This window comes from Rhodococcus sp. 114MFTsu3.1 (assembly GCF_000383555.1).
GTDB classification, from domain to species: domain Bacteria; phylum Actinomycetota; class Actinomycetes; order Mycobacteriales; family Mycobacteriaceae; genus Rhodococcoides; species Rhodococcoides fascians_E.
The window spans coordinates 50,912-75,504 of sequence record NZ_KB911563.1; the positions used below are offsets into that span (position 1 = coordinate 50,912).

Annotated in this window: 23 protein-coding genes and 1 pseudogene; 17 read left to right on the forward strand and 7 right to left on the reverse strand. The window is 63.9% G+C overall.

The genetic code is table 11. The features are described 5' to 3' along the window. Nucleotides 1-3: 3 nt before the first annotated feature. The gene (locus tag H292_RS0125450; protein ID WP_020113272.1) at nt 4-1,581 is read right to left on the reverse strand and encodes a carboxyl transferase domain-containing protein; all 1,578 of its coding nucleotides are present in this window, start codon (nt 1,579-1,581) and stop codon (nt 4-6) included. A 115-nt stretch (nt 1,582-1,696) separates the two neighbouring features. On the opposite strand from H292_RS0125450, the gene H292_RS0125455 reads away from it, so the two are divergent. Together H292_RS0125455 and H292_RS0125460 are read left to right on the forward strand one after the other, a co-directional pair. Continuing rightward, the gene (locus H292_RS0125455) at nt 1,697-2,311 is read left to right on the forward strand and encodes an SACE_7040 family transcriptional regulator (protein ID WP_020113273.1); all 615 of its coding nucleotides are present in this window, start codon (nt 1,697-1,699) and stop codon (nt 2,309-2,311) included. A gap of 76 nt (nt 2,312-2,387) precedes the next feature. Next, the gene (locus H292_RS0125460) at nt 2,388-3,170 is read left to right on the forward strand and encodes an IclR family transcriptional regulator (RefSeq protein WP_020113274.1); all 783 of its coding nucleotides are present in this window, start codon (nt 2,388-2,390) and stop codon (nt 3,168-3,170) included. Here H292_RS0125460 and H292_RS0125465 read toward each other — a convergent pair. The 5 genes from H292_RS0125465 to H292_RS0125485 all read right to left on the reverse strand — a co-directional run bounded on the left by H292_RS0125465 (nt 3,158) and on the right by H292_RS0125485 (nt 8,581). Then, a complete protein-coding gene (locus H292_RS0125465; protein ID WP_019667754.1) occupies nt 3,158-4,147 on the reverse strand; it encodes a 2-hydroxyacid dehydrogenase in 990 nt (329 codons plus the stop codon). The genes H292_RS0125460 and H292_RS0125465 overlap by 13 nt on opposite strands. Next, nucleotides 4,144-5,097, reverse strand: a complete 954-nt coding sequence (locus H292_RS0125470; protein WP_019667753.1) for a hypothetical protein — start codon at nt 5,095-5,097, stop codon at nt 4,144-4,146. Before H292_RS0125470 ends, H292_RS0125465 begins: the two co-directional genes overlap by 4 nt. Further along, on the reverse strand, nt 5,097-6,302 hold the full coding sequence (locus tag H292_RS0125475; RefSeq protein WP_026348238.1) for a CaiB/BaiF CoA transferase family protein: 1,206 nt from the start codon (nt 6,300-6,302) through the stop codon (nt 5,097-5,099). Before H292_RS0125475 ends, H292_RS0125470 begins: the two co-directional genes overlap by 1 nt. 68 nt (nt 6,303-6,370) lie before the next feature. Beyond that, the gene (locus tag H292_RS0125480; protein WP_019667751.1) at nt 6,371-7,831 is read right to left on the reverse strand and encodes a GntP family permease; all 1,461 of its coding nucleotides are present in this window, start codon (nt 7,829-7,831) and stop codon (nt 6,371-6,373) included. Between the two features lie 264 nt (nt 7,832-8,095). Next, nucleotides 8,096-8,581, reverse strand: coding sequence for an MFS transporter (locus H292_RS0125485; protein ID WP_020113275.1), 486 nt, complete (start codon nt 8,579-8,581; stop codon nt 8,096-8,098). A 4-nt stretch (nt 8,582-8,585) separates the two neighbouring features. On the opposite strand from H292_RS0125485, the pseudogene H292_RS28255 reads away from it, so the two are divergent. Further along, nucleotides 8,586-8,678 (forward strand): annotated as a pseudogene (locus tag H292_RS28255) (GTP-binding protein); the annotation flags it as partial. A gap of 67 nt (nt 8,679-8,745) precedes the next feature. Here H292_RS28255 and H292_RS0125495 read toward each other — a convergent pair. Continuing rightward, nucleotides 8,746-10,293 (reverse strand): acyl-CoA synthetase, encoded by a 1,548-nt coding sequence (locus H292_RS0125495; RefSeq protein ID WP_020113277.1) that lies wholly within the window; start codon nt 10,291-10,293, stop codon nt 8,746-8,748. Nucleotides 10,294-10,500: 207 nt separating this feature from the next. Here H292_RS0125495 and H292_RS0125500 point away from each other — a divergent pair, with 207 nt between their 5' ends. From H292_RS0125500 to H292_RS0125565, 14 genes are all read left to right on the forward strand, one after another. After that, complete coding sequence (locus H292_RS0125500; RefSeq protein ID WP_019667747.1) at nt 10,501-11,898, forward strand: 4-hydroxyphenylacetate 3-hydroxylase N-terminal domain-containing protein; 1,398 nt, start codon at nt 10,501-10,503, stop codon at nt 11,896-11,898. Between the two features lie 29 nt (nt 11,899-11,927). Then, nucleotides 11,928-13,118, forward strand: a complete 1,191-nt coding sequence (locus tag H292_RS0125505; RefSeq protein ID WP_020113278.1) for a thiolase family protein — start codon at nt 11,928-11,930, stop codon at nt 13,116-13,118. A gap of 12 nt (nt 13,119-13,130) precedes the next feature. Further along, the gene (locus H292_RS0125510) at nt 13,131-13,961 is read left to right on the forward strand and encodes an SDR family oxidoreductase (protein WP_020113279.1); all 831 of its coding nucleotides are present in this window, start codon (nt 13,131-13,133) and stop codon (nt 13,959-13,961) included. A 100-nt stretch (nt 13,962-14,061) separates the two neighbouring features. Continuing rightward, the gene (locus tag H292_RS0125515; RefSeq protein ID WP_020113280.1) at nt 14,062-14,823 is read left to right on the forward strand and encodes a 3-hydroxyacyl-CoA dehydrogenase; all 762 of its coding nucleotides are present in this window, start codon (nt 14,062-14,064) and stop codon (nt 14,821-14,823) included. Further along, entirely contained in the window at nt 14,820-15,593 is a 774-nt protein-coding gene (locus tag H292_RS0125520; RefSeq protein WP_019667743.1) for an enoyl-CoA hydratase/isomerase family protein, read from the forward strand. The genes H292_RS0125515 and H292_RS0125520 overlap by 4 nt, the downstream gene beginning before the upstream one ends. Before the next feature lie 111 nt (nt 15,594-15,704). After that, nucleotides 15,705-16,571 (forward strand): TetR family transcriptional regulator, encoded by an 867-nt coding sequence (locus tag H292_RS0125525; protein WP_020113281.1) that lies wholly within the window; start codon nt 15,705-15,707, stop codon nt 16,569-16,571. A 39-nt stretch (nt 16,572-16,610) separates the two neighbouring features. After that, entirely contained in the window at nt 16,611-17,489 is an 879-nt protein-coding gene (locus tag H292_RS0125530) for a sulfurtransferase (RefSeq protein WP_020113282.1), read from the forward strand. A 70-nt stretch (nt 17,490-17,559) separates the two neighbouring features. Continuing rightward, nucleotides 17,560-19,173, forward strand: a complete 1,614-nt coding sequence (locus tag H292_RS0125535) for an ABC transporter substrate-binding protein (RefSeq protein ID WP_020113283.1) — start codon at nt 17,560-17,562, stop codon at nt 19,171-19,173. Next, the gene (locus H292_RS0125540; RefSeq protein WP_020113284.1) at nt 19,128-20,198 is read left to right on the forward strand and encodes an ABC transporter permease; all 1,071 of its coding nucleotides are present in this window, start codon (nt 19,128-19,130) and stop codon (nt 20,196-20,198) included. The genes H292_RS0125535 and H292_RS0125540 overlap by 46 nt, the downstream gene beginning before the upstream one ends. Next, complete coding sequence (locus H292_RS0125545; RefSeq protein ID WP_020113285.1) at nt 20,191-21,012, forward strand: ABC transporter permease; 822 nt, start codon at nt 20,191-20,193, stop codon at nt 21,010-21,012. Before H292_RS0125540 ends, H292_RS0125545 begins: the two co-directional genes overlap by 8 nt. After that, nucleotides 21,009-21,920, forward strand: a complete 912-nt coding sequence (locus tag H292_RS0125550; protein ID WP_020113286.1) for an ABC transporter ATP-binding protein — start codon at nt 21,009-21,011, stop codon at nt 21,918-21,920. The genes H292_RS0125545 and H292_RS0125550 overlap by 4 nt, the downstream gene beginning before the upstream one ends. Continuing rightward, on the forward strand, nt 21,917-22,555 hold the full coding sequence (locus H292_RS0125555) for an ABC transporter ATP-binding protein (protein WP_020113287.1): 639 nt from the start codon (nt 21,917-21,919) through the stop codon (nt 22,553-22,555). Before H292_RS0125550 ends, H292_RS0125555 begins: the two co-directional genes overlap by 4 nt. A gap of 168 nt (nt 22,556-22,723) precedes the next feature. Beyond that, complete coding sequence (locus H292_RS0125560; protein WP_020113288.1) at nt 22,724-23,755, forward strand: Gfo/Idh/MocA family oxidoreductase; 1,032 nt, start codon at nt 22,724-22,726, stop codon at nt 23,753-23,755. Beyond that, on the forward strand, nt 23,752-24,543 hold the full coding sequence (locus H292_RS0125565) for a TIM barrel protein (protein WP_020113289.1): 792 nt from the start codon (nt 23,752-23,754) through the stop codon (nt 24,541-24,543). The genes H292_RS0125560 and H292_RS0125565 overlap by 4 nt, the downstream gene beginning before the upstream one ends. The last annotated feature ends 50 nt before the right edge of the window (nt 24,544-24,593 follow it).

The window sequence follows — 24,593 nt, forward strand, 5'->3', positions numbered from 1 at the left end:
GTCTCACATCCTGAAAACGCCGTAGGAGACCGGTTCGAGCGGTGCGTTGGCGCACGCCGACAATGCCAGTCCAAGAACAGTTCTGGTATCGGCCGGGTCGATTATGCCGTCGTCCCACAGCCTGGCCGTCGAGTAGTACGGGTTGCCCTGTGTCTCGTACTGGGCGCGAATCGGCGCTTTGAACGACTCCTGATCTTCTTCCGACCAGGTCTTGCCCGCGGCATCGAGTTGGTCGCTGCGCACGGTCGCCAACACCGACGCGGCCTGCTCGCCGCCCATGACGGAAATGCGCGCGTTGGGCCACATGAACAGGAAGCGGGGGGAGTAGGCGCGCCCGCACATCGAGTAGTTGCCTGCGCCGTACGATCCGCCGATCACGACGGTCAACTTCGGAACGCGGGCACACGCGACGGCAGTCACCATCTTGGCACCGTGTTTGGCAATTCCGCCCGCCTCGTAGTCGCGCCCGACCATGAAGCCGGAGAGGTTCTGCAGGAACACGAGTGGGATGCTGCGCTTGTCGCAGAGCTCGATGAAGTGAGCGCCCTTCATCGCCGATTCGGAAAAGAGAACACCGTTGTTGGCGACGATACCGACGGGATGACCGTGGATGTGCGCGAAGCCGGTGACGAGAGTCTTACCGTATTCGGCCTTGAACTCGTCGAACTCACCTGCGTCGACGACTCGGGTGATCACTTCGCGCACGTCGTACGGAGTTCGTGGGTCCGTGGGGACCACGTCGTACAACTCGTGCTGGTCTGCGATCGGTTCACGGGGCGTCACGATGTCCCACGGGCGCGGGGTGCGAGGTCCGAGCGTCGAGACGATCTTGCGCACTCGGTCCAGTGCGTCGCGATCGTCCTCGGCCAGATGGTCGGTGACACCGGAGACCTTGGAGTGCACGTCACCGCCGCCGAGCTCCTCGGCCGTGACGATCTCCCCGGTGGCCGCCTTGACCAAGGGCGGACCACCGAGAAAAATGGTTCCCTGATTCCTGACGATGACGGCCTCGTCGCTCATGGCCGGAACGTACGCGCCGCCGGCGGTGCACGACCCCATCACCGCAGCGATCTGCGCAATTCCCTTGGCGCTCATGGTGGCCTGATTGAAGAAGATGCGGCCGAAGTGGTCGCGGTCAGGAAACACCTCGTCCTGGCGGGGGAGAAACGCACCGCCGGAATCGACCAGATATATGCACGGCAGGGTGTTCTGCAGCGCGATCTCCTGGGCACGCAAGTGCTTCTTGACCGTCATCGGGTAGTACGTGCCGCCCTTGACCGTTGCGTCGTTGGCGATCACGACACACTCGCGCCCTGACACCCTGCCGATTCCCGCAATGACCCCTGCGCCCGGGCACTCGTCGTCGTACAGGCCGTTGGCTGCGAGCGGAGCGATCTCGAGGAAGGGGCTTCCCGGGTCGAGCAGTTCGTTCACGCGATCGCGGGGGAGCAGCTTGCCTCGAGCAACGTGACGTTCTCTCGACTTCTCGCTACCGCCGAGCGCGGCGCCGGCGAGGCGTTCGGAGAGTTCGGCGGTGAGGAGCTGGTGTTCTGCCCTGCTGGCGTTGGGTTCATGTGCCATGTGGTGCGCGCCTTCGGTCCGATCCTGCGAAACGAATAGTTTCAGTTAACTAGAAATAACTGAACTTATAGTAAACTAGAATTAACCGAGTTGTCCAGGATGGGGAGGGGAATCGATGGCCGAACAGACCGTGGAAGGCGAGCCCAAGCCGGAAACGCTGCGCGAGCGCCGCAAGGCGGAACGGCGTGCGCAGCTACTCTCCGCGGCGGCCGAACTGTTCGCCGACCGCGGTTTCGCATCCGTGCGGCTCGAAGATCTGGGCGCTGCAGTGGGTGTCAGTGGGCCGGCCGTCTACCGGCACTTTCCCAACAAGGAGTCCGTTCTCGTGGAACTTCTCGTCGGAATTTCGGAGTACCTACTCGACGGTGGACGGCGAGTAGCAGAGCGCGAGCCTGCAGGTCGTACCGTGCTGGACGACCTGATCGAGTTCCACCTCGACTTCGCCTTCGAATCCCCGGCGCTCATTCGAATCCAGGACCGCGACCTGCAGAATTTGCCGGACGCAGCCCGGCGAAAGGTGCGCCGGATGCAGCGCGAATACGTTGAGCTATGGGTTGCCCAACTGAGGGCTCACGACACGAACCTCAGCGAAAGCGATGCTCGCACAAAAGCGCACGCGGTGTTCGGTTTGATCAACTCGACTCCCTACAGCGCCGGGCGCACTAGGTCCAAGAATGTCCGCCCGTTGCTGCGGGAGATGACCACCGGTGCGCTGGGGATCGATGCATGATGCTCGCCAGAATGCGGGCCGCTTCTCCGGTTCGGATGTGTCGGACCGTAGCGGCATATCGGGATACATTTGAGTCGTGAGCACGGACAACTCTTCGGGATCCAAGCAGCAGCCCTTGCTCGTTCTGGGCAAGATCACCGAGATCCTCGACGCCTTCTCCTTCGATCGTCCGTCGTTGACACTGGGTGAAATCCAGCACTCCACCGGTCTTCCGACGTCGACGGTTCAGCGGCTGGTCACCAACCTGGTGCAACAGGGTTTTCTCGATCGAAGCGGCGACCGGATTCGGATCGGCGTGCGAATGTCCTACTGGGCCGCGACTGCCGCCAAGGACCTCGACGTGTTGTCCATCGTGACCCCGATCCTGAAGAACTTGCGGGACGAGACCACCGAGACGACGTGCTTTTTTCGAGCGGAACAGAACTATCGAGTGTGTGTCGCGTTGGCGGAGACGCGGCATCCCCTCCGGCGCGACATGTACGTGGGCAAGATCGCTCCGTTGAACGCGGGTTCTGCGGGGCGAGTGCTGCTTGCGTACGACGACGACTTGGCGGAAGAGATTCTGGCACAGGAACTTCAGCCGGTGACGGACCGAACGGTGACCGATACCGACATTCTTCGGGAACTGCTGCGGAAAACCAGATCCGACGGTTACGCCATCACGACGGGCGAGCGGGACACAGGAGCATCCGGATTGTCGGCCCCGGTTTTCAATTCCGCGGCCGACGTCATCGGCGCCGTGTTGATCAGTGGCCCGACGCTCCGGATGCCTCTCTCGAAATGCGAGGAGTGGGTGGATCTGCTGGTCTCGCACGCCGAGCAGATCACCCGAACTCTCGGTGGTCGCTACCCGGCGTGAGTCCACGCTTCGGGGTTGACCGGGTGCGGAGGAAGGGAACCTCCGAACATTGCGGCGGCGTTCTCGGCGCACAATCTGGCCATCTCCGACCGCACCGACACCGTCGCGCTGCCCACATGCGGGAGTAGCACAGCGTTCGGGAGCTCCGCGAGACCCGGCGCAAGTGCAGGCTCGCGTTCGAACACATCCAGTCCTGCAGCGGCGATCGTTCGGTGTCCGAGTGCCTCCACGAGCGCGGCCTCGTCCACGACGGGTCCGCGCGCTGTGTTGATCAGAATCGCCGAGTCCTTCATCGCCTTCATCACGTCGGCGTCGACGAGGTGATGCGTCGCGTCGTTCAGCGGAACGTGAAGGGACAGAAAGTCACTTGTCGTCACCAGCTCGTCCCACGTCACGTGCTCGACGCGCCCGGCGAATTCACCGAGTTCGGCGTCGCTGACGTCTCGATCCGACGGTGGACGTGGGCAGAACTTGACCTGCATACCGAAACCGAGTGCACGCCGCGCCGTCGCGCGCGCAATCCGGCCGAAACCGGCGAGGCCGAGAACCCGCCCGGACACGTCCGTGCCGAGCATGAACTCGGGTGCCCAGCCGGTGAAGCCTCCGGATCGCACGAGGCTGTCCGCCTCCACCGCGCGGCGTGCCGTCGACAGCATGAGCAGCAACGCGATGTCTGCCGTCGAGTCGGTCAGCACACCAGGGGTGTTTCCGACGGTGATGCCGCGCGCGGTTGCCGCTGCCACGTCGATGTTGTCGAATCCGACTGCGTAATTGGATATTCCGGTGAGCTTGGCCGATTCCAACAACTCGGCGTCGAATTTGTCGCGAAGTTGGGACACGACGACCGAATACTCACCCGACGCACATCGTTCGACGAGGCCCGCGTGATCGAGCGCGAGCACCTCGACCTCACCGGCTGCAGCCAGGATGTCCATGCCGGGAGCCGGGATGGGGGTCGTGACCAGAATCTTGCTCATATGACCCACTCGAATGCGTTGGCGGATCCGGTGCCCTCGGTGCGGGTGCCGCGACTCGAGCGTGCACCCTGAACGGTCTTGGACCGCATGGGTTCACCGAGCTCGGCAAGCAGTTTCTCCGATAGTTCGACCATGGTGGCGAGTTTATCGGGGTCGAACCAGTCCGGACGAGTGGCGAAGAGGATGTCCTCGGTCGAGGTGTTTCCGCTCGCACCGGGAGCGAACGGGCAACCCCCGAGACCGCCGAGGGACCCGTCGACCAGAGTGGCACCTGCAGTGATCGCGGCGAGCGTGTTCGCAACCCCGAGGCCCCACGTGTCGTGACCGTGATAGACGATGCGTCGCTGCGGGGACTCGGCAGCAACTCGCTGAACGAGCGATGTCACCTGAGCGGGAACGGCCTGTCCGAGAGTGTCACAGATGACGATGTCGACCGATCCGGCCGTTCTGTCGTCGTTGGCGATGGACAGTACGCGATCCTCGGGAACGTGGCCGTCGAACGGGCAGGTGAACGACGTGGCGATGCACAGTTCGATCTTGCCCCCGACCGACTCGGCGATCGCGGTGGCGTCGGGCATCGCGGCGATCGAGGTCTCCGTCGAACGGCCGATGTTGGCCTGATTGTGTGCATCCGACGCCGACAGACAGTACTGAAAATTACGTGCACCGGCCGCTGCGGCCTTCTCGACGTGGCGCGGCGTGGCGACCCACACCCAGCACCGCTCGAGCTCTTCCGGTGTCAGTTCGCCGATCAGCTCGAGTGTTCCCGCCATCGGGGGAACCTTGTCCGGTCTGGCGAGCGAGCCCAACTCGATCTCGGGCACACCGAGAGCGATGAGCTGTCGGGTGATGTCGAGCTTGCGTTCGACGGAGAGCAACTTGCCCGTCAGCTGGAGTCCGTCGCGCAACGTGACGTCGCGCAAGTGCGCTGTGGGAGTGAACGTGTACATCAGGCGCCTATCTCTTCGGATTCTCTACCCAGGAGGTTCTTCAGTACTTCTGCTGTGTGTTCGCCCAGCTCGGGGCCGACGGATCGGATCGGTAGCGACGTGTCGCCGATGACGGGAACGATGCCCACGAAACCGACGTCCGCCGGTTCACTGTCACCGGTGTCGACCTGAAAGTTCTGAATCATGTTGCGCGCGTTGTACTGCGCGTCTGCCACCACGTCGGCGGCAGTGTAGATCGGGCCGGACGGAACACCGGCAGCATCGAGGAGCTTCAGGGCGTCGTCACGAGAATGCAACCCGGTCCACGCACTGATCGCGGCGTCGAGCTCGTCGCGACGCTTCCATCTGCCGGCATTGGACTGGAGGTCGGGATCTGCGCCCAGGTCGGGTCGCTCGATGGTCTCCATGTAGCGCTGGAAGATCGCATCGCCGTTACCCGCGATGATGATGGAGTGACCGTCGTTGCACGGGTAGGCGTTCGACGGTGCGATGCCCTCCATGCGGCCTCCGACGCGTTCGCGTTCGACGCCGTAGGCAAGATAGTCCGGAATCAGGGATTCCATCATCGACAGGATGGATTCGTTCAGGGCCACGTCGATGGACCGTTGTGTCAGAGACAGAGTGGATTTCGCGGTCTGCCGTTGGAACAGGGCCATGACGCATCCGAACGCCGCGTAGAGACCTGCGATCGAATCACCGATCGAGACTCCGACGCGCACCGGTGGTCGGTCGGGATCGCCGACGAGGTTGCGGAAACCCCCGTATGCCTCGGCAACTGCGGCGAATCCGGGACGCTCGGACATGGGTCCGGTCTGTCCGAATGCGGAGATCCTGGTGATGATGAGGTCGGGATTCTTGCGGCTGAGAACTTCCGGCGAGATTCCCCATTTTTCGAGCGTCCCTGGGCGGAAGTTCTCCAGAACGATGTCGCATTTCTCGGCGAGGTCGATGACGTCCTGCCGGCCCTGGTCGGTTCGAAGATCGAGAACGATGGACTTCTTGTTGCGATTGATCGTGCGGTAGAGCATCGAGGTGGTGCCGGAGTACAGACGCCAGTTGCGGAGTTCGTCGCCGGTGCCCGGTCGCTCGACCTTGATCACCTCGGCGCCGAAATCGGCCAGCATACGGGCAGCAGTCGGTGCGGCGATGTAGTTACCGAGCTCGAGTACCCGTACTCCGCTCAGTGGTAGGGCTTGGTCGGTCATGGTGTTCCTTTCGGTACTCGGCACTGCATTCTGGTCGTGTGCACGGTCCGTGCGGCTCGAGTCGGGTGTCACAGTACGAGGCTCATCGGCATGATCAGCAGGATGGCGATCACGGAGGCGACGGACACGCCGACCGAGCACGTCTTGAGCGTTCCGCGGGTGGTCTGGCCCATCAGTGACTGCAGTAGCCAGAAGGTGTTGCTCGTGACGTGAACCGCGAACAGTGAACCGGCGCCTGCCGCAAGAGCGATGAAGACGGGGTCTAGTCCGATCAGCGGCGCGACAGGGGCCAGGATTCCGGCCGAGGTGATGGCGGAGATCGTGACGGAGCCGACGGCGATGTGCAGTGCGGCAGCGATGACCCACACCATCAACAACGGCGCTGCGGTGCTCGCGGTGAAGTACTGCCCCAGAATCTCACCGAGTCCTGCCTCGTTGATGACTGCCGCCAACGATCCGCCGACACCGGTGAGGATGAGGATCTGCCCACTCTCGGCGAATCCTCGTGCCAACGCCTTCTCGACGCGCTTCTGCCCGACGTGGTACCGGCCGATCAGGCACGTACCGACGAGACCGAACAGCAGAGCGATGACCGGGCTCGCCACGAACTCCACGATGGGCTGGGAAAGTTCGGCGACTTCGAAGACCGCGCCGGTGGCGATCAGGAAAAGCGAGAGCAGCAACGGGGAGAGCAACACGATGAGGCGGGTCTGCTTTTCCTCACGCACCTTCTCGGCGACACCGACCGCGCCCGAGCCACCGTTTCCGGACGCACCGTCGTTCGACGTACCGCTGACGGAACCTCCTGCAGCGGGCGTTCCGCCCAGCTCGTCGTTCGTGTCCGCACCGTCGATGGGCCCGACCGTCTCGTCGATGACCGCGACCTGCTCCTCGTCCTTCTCCTCGTTCCACCAGCCGTGACGGAAGACGAACGACATGATCGCGACCGAGAGCACGACGACGGGGACGATGAGGATGAGTCCGTAGATCATCATCTTGCCGAGCGGCACACCGAGTAGGCCCGCAAGAGCCAGGGCGGCAACACCGGGAACCATGAACACGATGCCGCACTCGAGTGCGATGGCCAGCGCCGTGGCCATGCGGGCGGTGCCGTACTTACCGATCTTGGGTCCGAGGTTCCGGGCGAGTGGTGCAGAGATGACGAGCAGAACGTCCAGGAAGATGGATTGAAGTACGGTCGCGATCGTCAGCGACAACGCGTACGGCATCCGTTTCGGGCCGAAGGTGCGCAGCAGTGTGCCCACCAGCCGTTGAATGGCGTTCATCTCCTGGAGCACGGAGCCCATGAGAACGCCGAATGCAATGAGCAGGCCGACTTCGGCCATGATTTCGCCGAAACCGCCGGCAATGGTGTCGACCGTCTTCTCGACGCCCAGCTTGGTGGCGAGGCCGAGGTAGGCGGCACCGAGGACGAGCGAAACGACGGGGTTGAAACGAAAGCGCACGATGAAGATAACGACCGCCAGCACTGCTATGGCGGTGTTGATCACGATCCACATGTCGGACATCGGTTGGTCTTCCCACGAGTTGTGAGTGGCGTCATGGAGGAAACTTGGCTGTGACGCGCCACACTGTCACCCACATTATGGGCATACATTTACTTCGTGAGCAAGCTTGGATTCGGCGGAGTTTGCAACACTCCCGGGGTGCGCTGGTAAGAGTCCAGAAGTGGTGCAGATATCGGCCGTGTGGGAGGAGCCCGCCCTCGCTCGCAGGCGCCTTCGATGTGTAGGGGTTGCCGGCTCACCCGTTCGGTGCCCGTTGTAGCTGTTTCAGGGGTTCGACGTGGTGCTCGATTCGGTTGAAACGTCTGCATGCTCGCGTTGCCGGACGAGAACAAGAACGATGACCGCACCGACGATGCCGAGCGCACCGGCGGTCGCGAAGGCGCTGCCGTAGTGGTCGCCCGCGACGATGACGCCGGTGACGGTCGGGACGGCGGTGAACAAAGACATGTCACGGAGGCTGACGCCTTGCGCGTCGACGAGATGGTCGGGGAACCACGTCATGAAGAAGAACAGGATGTAGTTGTAGCAGAACAGGGACAACGCGATTGCGAGCACGGAGGGCTGAACCACTGCCCGCCAGGCCGAGTGACTCGCACCGGCAATTTCCTGCGCAGTGCGCTGCTCGGTGCCGGCGTCCTTCCTGATCAATGCGAGCTCGGCGGCGTCGACCCGTGAACTGTCGCGCGGATCGTCCGTCGATGCGAGTTGCCATGCGATCGCCCACGTAAGACCGACGAAGGCGATGCCCACGACGAAACTCGTCGAGCTCAGCTACGGGTGCACCTGCTGCACGCTGCGGGAGGATCTCGTCGAGACCGTCGGAGCGCCGGCCCTCGAGCGCAGGTGGAGGTCCTGCCGCATCGGTGAATCCTAGGGCAACGAACTTCCCGTTTTCGGGCGGTCCGATGTTGTGGTCATCCAAGTACGACGCTGTCGTACTTGCCCTTCAGGCGTCCCTTGACGAGCTTGCCCGTCGGTGTGCGCGGGAGGTCCGAAGTGAAGACGATGTGACGCGGAACTTTGTACCGTGCCAACGAGTTTCGTGCCTCGCTCAGGATCGACTCGGCCAGTTCGTCGGAAGATTCGACACCGGGCAGCAACTGCACGACGGCGAGCACCTGCTCGCCCATTTCCGGGTCGGGTACGCCGATCACAGCAACATCGAGGATGCTCGGATGCGAGGCCAGGACGTTCTCGATCTCCTGCGGATAGATGTTCACCCCACCGGAGATGATCATGAACGTTGCACGATCGGTGAGGAACAGATAGCGATCCTCGTCGAGGTAGCCGACATCCCCTGTTGTGGACCAGTTCTCGTGCAGTGGGTGCTGTGCGCTCTTCGTCCTGGCAGGGTCGTTGTGATAGGCGAACGGCATGACGTCTCGTTCGAAATAGACGTCGCCGATTTCGCCGGGAGGCAGGACCTCGCCGTCAGGACCACAGATGCGCACTGTGCCCAGAAACCCGTCCTTACCGACCGAACCGGGCTTCTTCAGCCACTCCGCAGATGTGATGCTCGTCAATCCGGCCAGTTCGGTGGAGGAGTAGTACTCGACGAGAATCGGCCCCCACCACTCGATCATGGCGTGTTTGACGTCGACCGGGCATGGCGCCGCTGCATGGATCGCCACCCGCAGCGTCGACAAGTCGTACTTCGCTCGGACCTCGTCGGGGAGTTTCAGCATACGAACTAACATTGTCGGCACCCACTGACTGTGCGTGACAGCGAACTTCTCGATGTAGGACAGTGCGCGCTCGGCATCGAACTTCCCCATCACGACGACCGTTCCGCCGAGAGCCTGTACCGCTGCGGCGGTGCGAAGGGGAGCAGCGTGGTAGAGAGGGGCCGGCGAGAGATAGACCGTCGACGAATCCACACTCCAGATCGTCGACGCCAACGCAGCCATCGTGTCTCCGGGTTCTTCGATCTGCCGATTCGGAAGTGACGGCTCGATCCCCTTGGGCTTGCCCGTGGTTCCGGAGGAGTACAGCATGTCCGCGCCGCGCGGCTGATCGGCCAAGGGTTCGTCCGACAGGTCGACGATCGCGTCGTCGAGGTCGTCGAACCCCGGAACCGGACCCCCGAAGGCCAAGCGGATGTCCACGCCGTCGACCAAGTCGGCAACCTTCGTGGCAGTGTCCCCGAGCGCAGCGGAGGTGATGACAGCGCGGGCTCCGCAGTCGTCGACTATGTACGCCATCTCGGCGGGGGTGAGATGACGGTTGACGGCAGTGATGTACAGACCTGACCGGAGCGCAGCCCAATACACTTCGAACACCCTGACCGTGTTGTCGCTGACGAGCGCAATGTGGTCGCCTACGCGAAGTCCGGCGTCGCGCAGATAGCGAGCAATGCGGACGGACTGGGATTCCAGTTCGGCAAACGTCACTGTCTCACCGGTTTCGGCCATGACTACAGCAGCTTTGCTCGGGTGGGTCGCAACGTGGGCCCCGGGATACATGGCATGCCTTTCGCTGAACAGAGAACGTTCGATCGATGCAACCGTATCAACGATCGGGGTCGCACTCCGCGAGTATCAAGGTCGTGGTTTGGAATTCAGACGTTGACACATAAATGCACCGCTGACAAACTAAACAGAAGTCGAACGGTTGAACGGTCTGTCGTACCGTTGTAGTCGTGTGCAAGTCACTTCCGAGAGGTTCGTCAGATGGGCATTCGCACAGCACGCCAGTACCGAGAGGGGCTGCGAGACGGCCGTAACGTCGTGTACCAGGGCCAGAAGGTCGACGACGTCACGGCGTTCTCCGAGTTCGACACGGCGATCTCTCACTCGGGGCTTGCGTACGACATCGCGGAACTCGAACCCGATCTGGCCATCGCCGACGATGGACAGGGTCCGTACACCGCGTTCTATCGAGTACCACGTACCGCCGAGGACATCGAGCGTCGCGGGCGGCTGATCGAAAGTGTGTGCAAACTCGGCACTGGCACGATCGTCTTGAAGGAGGTCGGTAGCGACGCACTGTTCGGTCTCCTGCGTGCTCTGTCCGGGGAGGGATTGGAGAACGCCAAGGCGTTCTACGAGCATTGCTGCGCGAACGACGTCGCGATCGCGGTCGCACAGACCGACGTCAAGGGCGACCGGATGCTTGCACCACATCAGCAGGCCGATCCCGATCTGTACCTGCACATCGTCGACGAGGACGCCGAGACGATCACGGTTCGTGGCGCGAAGGTGCACACCTCCTTCTCCGCGAACGCAGACGAAATCCTGGTCCTGCCCACGCGCGCAATGGGTCCCGCGGATGCGGATTATGCGCTCAGCTTCGCTGTGCCGGTGGACACACCCGGGCTCACCCTGTACGTCTCGCCCTACCTGCACGGAGACAGGGACGAGTTCACCCACCCGCTCTCCTCCAAGCACAAGCTCCTGGAGAGCCTGACCGTCTTCGACGACGTTCGGGTCCCGAAGAACCGCGTGTTCCTCGCTCGGCAACCCGAACTGGCAGGTCCGCTTGCGATCGCATTCGTCGACTACCACCGGTACACCGCCATCAATTACAAGTTGCCTCTGCTCGACCTGCTCGTCGGATCGGCGACGATGGTCGCCGAGGCCAACGGAATCTCCAAGGCCGGTCACGTGAAAAGCAAGTTGACCGAGCTGATTTCGTACACAGAAACCGTTCGTGGTTTCGGCCAACTCGCCGCGATCCGGTCGACGCAGGGAGACAACGGAGTTCAGTTGCCCGACCCGCTCGCTGTGAATATGGCCAAGTATCACTTCGCACACGGATTCCATGCAGCGACCGCGGCTGTCCTCGACCTCGCAGGCGGACTGGTGGCCACCGGTCCAGGCGCGGGCGATTGGGCGGACCCCGACACCCGTAAGGTCCTCGAGAAGTACTTTGCGGCAGCGGTTCCGGCCGAGCAAAGACTTCGGCTGATCAATCTGATCGGCGATCTCTGCACCGGCAGCTGGGGTGGGTACCAGTCGGTGCTCGCTACCCATGCAGAAGGTTCGGCCGAGGCCGAAAAGATGCAGATTGCACGGTCCTTCGACGCATCCAGAGCTCGGGGCTACGTGTCCGAGCTTCTCGGCTTCTGATATTCGATCAACTCCAGCGAGGAATTCCCATGAGCACAGCAGTCATCGTCGATGTCATCCGCACACCGTCGGGCAAGGGCAAGCCCGGCGGTTCGCTGTCATCGGTACACCCGGCCACCCTTCTCGCCGATCTGTTGGCGGAGCTGGTTCGCAAGCACGATCTCGACCCGGCTCTCGTCGACGACGTCATCGCAGGCTGCGTCACCCAGTCCGGCGAGCAGGCCGTGAACATCGCTCGTACCGCTGTTCTTGCTGCCGGATTTCCCGAATCCGTACCGGCCACCACCATCGATCGCCAGTGCGGTTCCAGCCAGCAGGCCGCAGCATTCGCAGCTCAAGGCGTCGCCGCGGGTGCGTACGACATCGTCATCGCCTGCGGTGTGGAGTCGATGAGCCGAGCCCCGATGTTCTCGAACGTCGGGGGCGCCGATCCCAACGTGGGACCGTTGAAGGCACGATTCCCCGAGGGGCTCGTGTCACAGGGCATCGGAGCCGAACTGATCGCAGCACGGTGGAAGTTCGGTCGTGAGGAACTGGACGCGTACGCAGCCCGCTCGCATCGGCTCGCGTCGCAGGCAGCCGAGCGCCTGCAGGCAGACCAGATCGTGCCTGTCAGGACCACGGACGCATCAGGAAACGACGTATTGGTGAGCGTCGACGAGACCGTCCGATCGTCCACTACTGCAGAGTCGTTGGCATCGCTTCGTCCGGTGTTCCGCACCGACGAGATGTCCGCCCGGTTCCCGGAGATCGACTGGTCGATCACCGCCGGAAACTCCTCGCCACTGACCGACGGCGCGTCGGCGGCCCTCATCATGAGCGAGGAGAAGGCGTCGGCGCTCGGGTTGACCCCCCGCGCTCGGTTCCACAGCTTCAGCGTCGCAGGTAGTGATCCGCTCCTGATGCTGACCGGTCCGATTCCGGCAACCGAGAAGATTCTCGCCAAGTCGGGTCTGACGCTCGACCGGATCGACGCGTACGAGGTCAACGAAGCGTTCGCGCCGGTTCCGTTGCTGTGGCAGAGCCACTTCGACACCGACCCCGAGCGCTTGAACCCCGCAGGCGGCGCGATCGCGCTCGGGCATCCCCTCGGAGCGTCCGGCGGTCGACTTCTGGCCTCGATGCTGACCTACCTGGAGCACACGGGCGGTCGGTACGGCCTGCAGACCATGTGCGAAGGCGGCGGCATGGCCAACGCGACGATCATCGAACGAATCTGACGGAGGAACATCATGAGCGACCTACGCTTCGACGGACTCACCGCGGTGATGTCCGGTGGCAGCCGCGGAATCGGCTTGGCCATCGCCACACAGCTGGCGAAGGGTGGTGCCAACCTGGTCCTGCTGGCCAAGACCGACAACCCGGACCCCCGGCTTCCCGGGACCATTCACTCCGCCGTCGAACAGATCGAGGCCGCAGGCGGGAAGGCCGTCGGAGTCGTCGGAGACGTGCGCATCGACGCCGACGTTCAGCGAGCTGCCCAGACCGCGATGGACACGTTCGGCGGAATCGATTTCTGCATCAACAATGCGAGCGTGCTGAATCTCGCGAAGACAGAGGACCTGCCGCTCAAACGGTTCGACCTCATTCAGCAGGTCAACGTGCGCGGGACGTTTGCGCTGACGCAGGCGTGCCTTCCGCACCTGAAGAAGTCCGATTCCGCGCAGGTTCTGACGCTGTCTCCACCGATGAACATGTCGAACGAATGGTTGGGCAAACATCCCGGGTACATGCTCGGAAAATACGGAATGACCCTGCTTGCACTCGGTTTCGCCGCCGAGTTCGCCGAGTTCGGTATTGCAAGCAACTGCCTGTGGCCCGAGACCACGATCGCAACCGCTGCCGTCAAGAACCTGCTGGGCGGAGAAGAAGGAACATCTCACGCACGCGATCCGCAGATCATGGCGGATGCAGCGGCGCTGCTGCTGGCTCACCGCCCGAGCCACCGAACGGGACGAACGACCATCGATGTCGACGTGCTGGCCGAGGCCGGAGTCACCGACCTGCAGCAGTACGGGGGAGTCGAACCACTCGACTACGACATCTTCGTCGATCCACGCTGACACTCCCCGGTCCGACCGGCTGTTTCACTCGCCCGTCCATGATCGAACCACCACTCACGACGGAACACACTCGTCGTGGACACAGAACAGGAGCTTTTCGTTGAAGACCGACAACATCACCGCATTGGTCACGGGAGGTGCGTCCGGTCTTGGACTGGCCACCACCGAGGCGCTCGTGGCTGCAGGAGCTCATGTGGGCATCCTCGACCTGCCGGGATCCCCCGGTGAGGCCGTCGCGCAAGCACACGCGGGTTCCGTCACGTTCCTGCCCGGAGACGTGACTTCGACCGAGGACGTGTCGCAGGCACTGGACGTACTGTCGGAGCAGGGACCGCTCCGAGTCGTGGTGAACTGCGCAGGCGTCGGCCCTCCCGGAAAGGTCCTCGGCAAGAACGGCCCGCTTCCCCTCGAGGACTTCGAACGTATCGTTCGGATCAACCTGTTCGGCACGTTCAACGTCATTCGCCTTGCAGCAGAGAGGATTGCGGCCACCGACAGTGTCGACGGCGAGCGGGGCGTCATCGTGAACACTGCGTCCGTGGCGGCGTTCGACGGCCAGATCGGTCAGCCTGCCTACGCGGCATCCAAGGGCGGCATCGTGTCGATGGCTCTCCCCATCGCCCGTGAGCTCGCGCGTCACCAGATCCGTGTCGCGACCATCGCGCCGGGAATCTTCGACACACCTCTGCTGAAGACGCTGCCGGAAGACGCACGGGCATCTCTCGGTGCGCAGGTGCCACACCCGTCGCGGCTGGGTGACCCGGACGAGTTCGGTGCGCTCGTACGCCACATCGTCGAGAACCCGATGCTGAACGGTGAGGTCATCCGATTGGACGGCGCCATCCGTATGGCACCACGATGACCGACGCGATCGTCGACGAGCCGGTGATTTACTCGACAGACGGCGCGGTTGCTCGCATCCGTCTCTCGCGCGGCGCCGCGTCCAACTCCATCGATACGGATCTGGCCGAGGCGTTCGAACGAGCAGTCGAGAATGTCGCCGCGGACCCGTCGGTCCGCGTGGTCCTGCTGAGCGGAGACGGCAAGAACTTCTGCGCCGGTGGCGACGTACGGCAGATGGCGGCGGCGGAGGACACTCCCGGATTTCTACGCGATCTGGCCGGTGTGGTTCACCGGGCACTGGCGAAGCTCGACACACTGCCGGTCATCGTCGTTGCTGCCGTGCAGGGTTCGGCCGCGGGTGCAGGGCTCGGCCTCGTTCTCGCTTCCGATTTCGTCGTCGCCGGACCGTCGAGCAAGTTCGCTGCGGCGTACTCGGGCGTGGGTCTGTCTCCGGATTGCGGAGTGTCCGCGCTGCTGCCGGCGGTCGTGGGCGCACGCAACGCCGCTCGGATGTTGCTGACATCCCGCGTCGTCTCCGCCCAGGAGGCGCTCGACACGGGCCTGATCACCGACCTCGTGGACGATTCCGACATCACCACCCGCGCAGAAGAACTGGCGGCGGCCCTCGTTGCCGGTGCCCATCCGGCACTCGGTGAAACACGGCGGCTGATGCGCAAGGCGATGACGTCGTCGTATCAGGAGCATCTGGACGACGAAGCCGAGACGATCGCCAGGGTCAGTACGTCCGACGATGCCCAAGGCCGTATCGGCCGTTTCGCCGGCAGATGATCGATCCGGCACGGTGCGGGGTGCCAGAACGAGGGGATCAACCGCAGAACAGGTGGACCCGGCACCGCTGTTCAGTGCTGGTGAACGGCAGTGGGTTGGTAGGCTGAACGCATGACCAGTGCAGAATCGTCGCCCAGTCCCGGCGCGTATGTCGGTGCCCGGGTCAGGGACATGCGTACTCAGCAGGGGATATCCCTCCGGGAGCTGGCGCGCCGGCTGGACCTGAGCCCGGCTACCATCACGGCTCTCGAGACCGGTCGAACCACGATGAGCATCGATCGTTTGCACGCTATCGCGACTGTCCTCGACATCGCGCCCGGTGATCTGTTCACGGGCGCCCCAGCAGCGTCCGGCAGCGCGAACTCGAACGCTGCTGGAGATCGGCCCCCGAACTGGCGTGAGTACGGTGAGCTCGACATGGACGTCGTGCTGCGAGCTGCGGTGGCGTGCATCGTGCGGAAGGGATACGAGGGCTCTTCCATTCGCGACATAGCCGAGGAAGCGAACTCGAGTGTATCCGCTCTCTACCACTACTACCCGAGTAAACAGGCAATGCTCGTAGCCATCTTCGAGCTCACGATGACCGACCTCCTACGTCGTGTCACCGCCGCCCGTGACGAGGTGGAAGGAGATTCTCCGATCAGTCGATTCGCCCGGCTGATCGAGAGCCTGACGCTATATCACAGTTACCGCAAGGAGCTCGGATTCATCGGGTCCAGTGAAATGCGTAGTCTCGAGGACTCCAATTACTCGCGCATCGCAGCCAAACGTGTCGAGGTCCAGCGCATGGTGGATGCCGAGGTCTACGCGGGGGTGGAGCAGGGGTTGTTCGGCACCACGAGGCCGCGTGAGGCCGCACGCGCCGTCGTGGCGATGTGCGTCGCCGTGGCCCAGTGGTTCGACACCGCGCGCAACGAGCGACCGGAGGACGTCGCAGCCGCATACATCGAGTTCGCATTGGACCTGGTCAAGCACTGATCGAAAGGTCTTGGTCTCACCAACCATAGGACAGAAAAGATGACTTCGCAGACATCCCGCAGTTCGGTGCTCGTCAGCGTCGAGGAACTCGGTCGTGCCGCGTCGGCGGACGGACTCGTCGTGGTTCTCGACGTGCGGTGGGCACTCGGACGAAGCGACGGCCACGAGCTGTACCGGCAGTCGCACATACCGGGCGCAGTCTACGTGGACCTGGACACCGAACTCGCCGGGAACGCGGGGCCGGAAGCAGGGCGGCACCCGTTGCCGGACATCGCCGATCTTCAGGCGTCCGCCCGTCGGTGGGGATTGGACAACGGAGACGACGTCGTCGTGTACGACGCGGGTCCGAGTACGTCGGCGGCGCGGGCGTGGTGGCTACTGAGGTGGGCCGGGGTCGCGAACGTGCGGATCCTCGACGGCGGTTTCGCTGCGTGGACCCGATCGCATCGTCCAGTCGAATCGGGCGAGGCATCGGTCGAATCCGGCAACGTGACGCTGAGTGCAGGCAGCCTCACAACGGTGGATGCCGATGGCGCGGCACGGTTCGCCGAGTCGGGCCGACTTGTGGACGCACGCGCAGCCGAACGCTTTCGAGGCGAGGTCGAACCGGTGGATCCGAAGGCCGGTCACATTCCAGGCGCGAAGAATTTCCCGACCAGCGCTCTGCTGGCGGAGGACGGGACATTTCTTGCCGACGACGAGCTTCGATCGGCGCTGACCGACCACGTGGGGGACGGCACCGACGTTGCCGCTGTGTACTGCGGATCTGGAGTCACCGCCGCTCATGTGATCGCGGGCTTGAACATTCTGGGCATGGAGGCGGCCCTGTACCCGGGTTCGTGGTCCCAGTGGTCGAACGACTCGACCCGATCTGTCGCGATCGGACCGGCGTCGGCCGCCGAATTGCGTCGCGAGTGAGTGCACCGCCGACGCGCATTTTCATCTGAACGTTTGTACATTTGAACTTCCGTACGAACGAAGAAGGTAGATGAACACACGTTTCGGACATCGCTGCGCCGCGGGAGCGGTCTGCATCCTCGCGCTCGCGTCCTGCGGTGCGCCCACCGGTTCGACAAATGTGTCGTCCGAGGGGGGCATCGTCCTCGCCGACGGGTATCAACTCGGTGGCTACAACCCGATCGCGGGTTACGGCTCCGCAGGCGAGGCCAAGATGTACGACGGGCTCCTACGCCTGGATGGCACACCAGGTCTCCCTGGGTTCACACCTGCTCTCGCCACCGAGATCCCTACAGCCAACGCGGATGCGACGGTGTGGACGGTGCCGCTGCGCGGCGGCGTCACGTTCTCGGACGGCTCGGAATTCGATGCCGCCGACGTGGTGGCAACCTACCGTGCGATCCTCGACCCGGCATCGGCTTCGGAAGCGCGGTCGTCGTTCGACATGATCAGCGACGTCGTTGCAGTGGACGACAGTACGGTCGAGTTCCGTCTCGCCTATCCGTACTCGGCGCTGCCCACGAAACTGCTGATCGGCATAGTTCCCTCGGAATCGGTGGCCACGCCGGGTCTTGCTGCGGAATCGAGCCTCAACACCGCGCCGATCGGCACCGGACCCTACACTCTCGTCGACCTGACACCGGACCGCGCGATATTCGAGGCGAACGAGAAGTACTTCGGTGGCGCGCCCGAGGTGAAGAAATTGACCCTGCTGTACGTGCCGGACGACAACACGCGCGCCCAACGCATGGCGGCCGGGGAGATCGACGGTACGAACCTTCCTCCACTGCTCGCCGAGTCGATCGGTGGGCGCGACGGAATGTCGCTGGCGTCCAACACTTCCGCGGACTGGCGCGGGGTGTCCCTCCCGACGGACAATCCGGTGGCGGGGGACGAGGCCGTGCGGATGGCGTTGAACCTCGCGGTGAATCGGCAATCGATGGTCGACGGCATCCTGGGTGGGTTCGGGCGGCCGGCGGCTACGCCGATCCCGGAGGTCTACGGTGACGCGTACGAACCGTCGGCGGTGTTCTCGTACGACCCCGGGAGTGCGGCGCGTGTCCTCGACGGCGCGGGGTGGCGGCTCGGCGCGGACGGGGTGCGCGCCAGGAACGGCACCCGCGCGGCGTTCACGGTGATGTACAACTCGACGGACACAGTACGTCGAGACCTTGCTCAGGCCTTCGCGTCCGACGCATCGGCGGTCGGTATCGACGTGAGTCTGGAGGCGTTGTCCTGGGACCGGATCGATCCCAGGATTTCGTACGACGGGACACTCCTCGGCGGTGGTTCCGAACCGTACGACCCGGACACGCAGGCATACAACGCGTTGAACTCCGTGTTTCTTCGCCCCGATGTCGGCAGCGTGTACGACAACGCGAGCGATTACTCGAACGCGAACGTCGATGCTGCGTTGGAGCGGGGGCGTCGAAGTCTGGACACCGCGGAGCGTGACCGTGCCTACCGCGACATGCAGCGAGCCTACGTCGAGGATCCGGGGTACGTGTACTTGGTGTTTCTCGATCACACCTACGTCGCGAAGGACTCGGACTGGACAGTGTCGGGCCCGATTCTGGAGCCGCACTCTCACGGCGTCACGTGGGGACCATGGTGGTCCTTGCAGACCTGGACGACAACACCGTGACCTCCACACTGCTTCGGCGACGGGTGACGGCTCGGCGGGATCGCCACGCCCGACGGCGTTCGATCGTCGCCATGGTGCGTAGGCGACTGCTGTTCGTGGTGCCGGTCTGCGTGGCCGTGTCGGTCGGGCTGTTCGCGGCTGCGGCGGCGTCGCCGTTCGATCCTCTCGTGGCATACCTGGGTGTGCGGTACACCACGACATCGGAGGCGGACAAGGCTGTCCTCACCGAACAACTCGGTCTGGACCGTTCGTGGTACGACGCGTACGGACAGTGGGTACAGGGCGTGTTCACCGGCGATCTGGGAACGTCGAGATCGTTCGGACAACCAGTGACTCAGGTGGTGGTGGAGCGCGTCCCGTGGACTCTGCTGCTCGCAGGACTCGGTCTGCTGCTTGCCGCGACCCTTGCGCTGGTGCTCGGCGTCCTTGCCGGTAGTCGTCGCGGAGGATGGCTCGACCGCGTGACGACCGGAGTCTGCCTAGCTGTGCAAGGAGTGCCGCCGTACGTGCTGTCTCTCGGCGCGATTGCGCTGTTCGCGCTCGGACTGGGATGGCTACCGGTAGCAGGACTCACCGAGGCGGGTGCCGACCCGACTCCTGTCGGAGTGCTCGAACACCTCGCGCTTCCGGTGTCGGTGCTCGCCCTGTCACAGCTACCGTGGTTGCTGCTGGCGGTGCGCGAATCGGTATCGACCTCTCGTGGTGAGGACTTCGTGGCGGGCGCTGTCGCGCGAGGAATTCCGGGCCGGACGGTCACGACTCGGCATATCGTCCCGGCCTCACTCGCCCCGTTCGTCAACGTCGTGGGAGCCCGATTACCGGAGCTCGTCGTCGGAGCCGTACTCGTCGAGGAAGTGTTCTCGTGGCCCGGCATCGCAGGCGCCCTCGTTCAGTCCGCGCGGGATCTCGACATGGCGTTGCTGGCCGTTCTGACGGTCGGTACGACCGTTGCGGTCATGCTCGGCTCCCTGATCGCCGACGTGTCCGCAGCCGTGTTGGATCCCCGGGTGAACACCGATGGCTAGGCGACGCTCGGTCGTCGCTGTCGCCGTTCTCTCGCTCCTCGCGCTGTACGCCGTCGGCGTTCCCTGGTTGTCCGGCATCGACGATCGCATCACCGATTTCGAGCAAGCAAGGTTGGCGCCATCGTTCTCGCACTGGTTCGGTACCGATTCGGCAGGCCGAGATCTGTTCGTACGCAGCGCAAGCGCGATACGGACGTCCCTCCTGATCGCCGCGTCGTGCGCGGTGCTCGCCACGCTGATCGGGACTGCCGTCGGTGCAGCGGCCGGACTCCGTGGTGGCTGGTTCGACCGGGTCGTCATGCGGGGCACCGACGCCGTCAATGCGCTCCCGCATCTGCTGCTCGGTATCGTCATCGTCGCGATGTTCCGAGGTAGTGCGACCGCGGTGATGCTGTCGATCGCACTCACACATTGGACGCAGGTCGCTCGCATCGTTCGATCGGAGATACTCGGACTGAGGGGCAGGCCCTACATCGACGCCGCCATCCTTGCCGGCGCGAGTCGACGCCACGTCACAGTGCGGCACCTGCTGCCTGCAGTGATGCCGCAAGCCCTGATCGCTGTCGTACTCCTGTTGCCTCACGCCATCTGGCACGAGTCGACGTTGTCGTTCCTGGGCTTCGGACTTCCACCGCACCAGCCGAGCCTCGGAACTCTGTTGTCCGAAGCGAGAAGCTCGTTGCTCCTCGGAGGATGGTGGACACTGGTGTTTCCGGCGGGAATTCTCGTGCTCGCAACGGTGTCCGTGGCGCTGGCGGGCTCGGCCTTGCGCTCGTCGATCGCACCACCCGTGCCATCGGAGCTGCGGTTGTGAGCGCTCTGACGATCGAGAATCTGACCGTCAGGATTCCGGTGCGCGGCGGTGGCGTCGTGCACGCGGCCAGCAACGTGGACCTCTCGGTCGAACGGGGTACCATCACGGCGCTTGTCGGCGAATCCGGCTGTGGCAAATCGATTCTCGCGTCTGCCGTGATGTCGATGCTCCCGAAGGAATCGTCGGTGACGGGCTCGATTTCGGTCAGGACCGACACCCGGACGGTCGACGTGTTCACCGACAAGTCCTTCCGCGGACGGGACGTGGCACTGATTCCGCAGTCGGCTTCGTCCTATCTGACCCCGGTACGGACAGCGCGCTCACAACTAGACGAAACGATTCGGGTGCTCGGGTCCACCCACACTGCGGACGACTTGGCCCTTCGAGTCGGGTTGGACCCGGCGGCGCTGGACTGCCATCCACACGAGTTGTCCGGGGGCATGGCGCAACGGGTCGCGATTGCCGGGGCGCTCGTCGGGGATCCCTCGGTGATCGTCGCCGACGAACCGACGGCCAACCTCGACACCGAACTCGCCGATCGCGTGCTGGCACTGCTGCGTCGGTCGGCGGACAACGGTGCCGCCGTCCTGCTCATCACCCACGACCTGTCGTCCCTCCTCAGATCGTCCGTCGCCGATCGAGTCGCCGTCATGTACGCATCGCGCATCATGGAAACGGGTCCAGCTCGGTCCGTGCTCGACGATCCGTTGCACGACTACACCCGCGACCTCCTGAACGCCCTGCCGTCCCGTGGCCTGAACCCGATGCCGGGAATACCGCCGCAGCTGACCGACCTGCCCGACGAGTGCGTGTACCACCTCCGACGACCGGACACGATGTTCTCGGGTGGACCGACGGAGCTGGTCACCGTCGGGGCCAGGTCCTACAGAACGAAGGCGACATCATGAGCCTCGACGCGTCGGATATCACGGCCGCGTACCCCGGCACGAACGATGTACTCGTCCGGCAGTCCTTGTCGGTGCCTCCCGGCGAACTCGTCGGTCTCGCGGGACCGTCCGGTTCCGGCAAATCCACCATGGCCCGAGTCCTCGCGTTACTTCTCGCGCCGCGCGAAGGTGTCGTCCGCATCGACGGCGTGGACGTGAGCGGGGTGGGGTTCTCCGTCCCACCCGATGTGCGGCGGAAGGTTGCGCTGCTCTTCCAATCTCCGCGATCGGCGACCGATCCACGCATGACGTTGCGGTCGATCATCGAGCAACCCGCTGTGATCGCGCGTCGTGCCGCGGATGTCGACGAGCTCGCCGACAGTGTCGGATTGACCACCGACCTCCTGGCCAGGAAGCCTCACCAGGTCAGCGACGGTCAACTTCAACGTGCCTGCGTGGCACGAGCTCTCGCGCAGCAACCGAAGTATCTGATCTGCGACGAGGCCACGGCCATGCTCGATGCCGCGACCACGGCGGCGATCGTCCGTTTGATCCAACGAACTGCGGATGCGGCCGGCATGGGTGTGTTGATGATCAGTCACGACGTCGAACTCCTGTCTGCGATCGGCGCCGACACCACGTTCATCGGGAGCTGAAGACGAAGTGGCCCGAGGATTGTGATTCGCCGGCAACCAGAGCTGCCGGGAAGGTGGTAGCGCTTTAGAGCACTCTCGGACGCCACGTGGTTGACCGTCGACCGGTGTAGCCCTAGTCTGCACTAGTACGTACTACTAGTACGTACTAGTCTTCAGAACGGAATAACGATGTCCACGAAGAATCCAGTTCGACTGGCCCTGATCGGTGCCGGACGAATCGGCTCCAGCCACGCCGAACTCATCGCCCGCCACGTCCCCGGAGCCGAGCTCGTCGCCATTGCGGACCCGACGCCGAGCGGTGAACGGCTGGCCGATCTACTCGGCGTCGACATCGCGGAGACATCCGCAGCGGCGATCCTCGCGCGCGCCGACGTCGACGCAGTTGTCATCACCACGCCGGCCAGGACGCATACAGAGCTCGTGGTCGCGGCCGCCGAAGCCGGCAAACACGTCTTCGTCGAGAAGCCGATGGCCATCACGCTGGCCGACGCCGATCGAGCGATCGCCGCTGCCGGCGCTGCGAACGTGGTGCTGCAGGTCGGGTTCAATCGCCGCTTCGCGGCCGGCTGGATCGCTGCTCGCGCCGCAATCGACTCCGGACGAGTCGGCACCCCGCAGCTTCTGAGGTCGGTCACCCGCGATCCAGGTCCGTTCACAGCCGATCCGGCACGAATACCGCCCGGAACGATCTTCCTCGAGACACTCATCCATGATTTCGACGCACTGGCGTTCCTCAATCCGGGCGCGAGCCCCACGCGCGTGACCGCAATCGCCGATGCGCTGATCCGTCCCGACGCGAAAGCCGACGGCCACCTCGACACTGCCGTCGTCACCGTCGAATTCGACAACGGCGCAATTGCTGTTGCCGAGGCCAACTTCAGTGCGCTGTACGGGTACGACGTACGCGCCGAAGTGTTCGGATCGGGCGGCATGGTCACCGCAGGCAACGCACGGTCGAGCGACATGACCTACTACGGTCCGGGCGGAATCGGAGTCGACACTGCCCGTCGCGACACCGATCTGCTGCGCGACGCGTACCTGGGTGAGTTCGTCGCATTCGTGAATGCGATCCGTGAGGGAACCGATGCGCCGGTGACCGGTCAGGACGCGCGCACAGCACTGACCGTCGCACTCGCGGCCATGGAGAGCGCAGCCACCGCACGCTCCGTGGACATCGACGCAACCGGGTTCGACGCATGATCGGCGGGGTCGACCTTGCCGCGTGCGCGGAGATGCTCTATCTCGATCTGCCGATGCTCGAACGAGTTCGGCGCATATCCGACCGTGGCCTGCTGGTGGAAATCTGGGACTGGTCGAACAAGGACATCGATGCTCTCGCCTCGTCCGGGGCCGAATTCTCCTCCATGACAGGCTATCTCACCGGGAACCTGACCGAACCCGACGGTATCGCGGAGATACTCGCGTCCGCCGCGCGGTCCCTGGACGTTGCCGACCGTCTCGCATGCCCTCGGCTGAATCTGCACGGTACCGGCCTCGGCGAGGGCGGTCTGCCACTACGGCCCGTACAGGTGGTCACACCGACGATGTGGCTCACGGCTGCCGACACGTTGCGCACGCTCGCGGAGTTGGGGGAGAAGGCAGGCCGCACGTTCGTGCTCGAAAATCTCAACGTCGCCGTCGATCATCCCGGCACACCGTTCGCATCCGCCGCGGACACCCTGTCCCTGGTGCGCGCTGTCGACCATCCCCACCTTCGTCTGAATCTCGACCTCTACCACGCTCAGATCGGGGAGGGGAATCTGATCGAGTCGGTCACGGAAGCTCTGCCGTACATCGGTGAGATCCAAGTCGCGGACGTGCCCGGCAGGTGTGAGCCCGGTACCGGAGAGATCAACTACGCCGCAATTGCGTCCGCGCTGAAACGCATCGGCTACACCGGGGTCGTGGGGCTCGAGGCATGGGCGTCCGCAGACTCCGACGATGCTCTCGACGCGTTCGAGACAGCCTTTGCCGCAGCCAGGCGTTGACCTGGGACGACACAGACACGGACAAGGCCCGGGGACACCGTCGGTGGCGT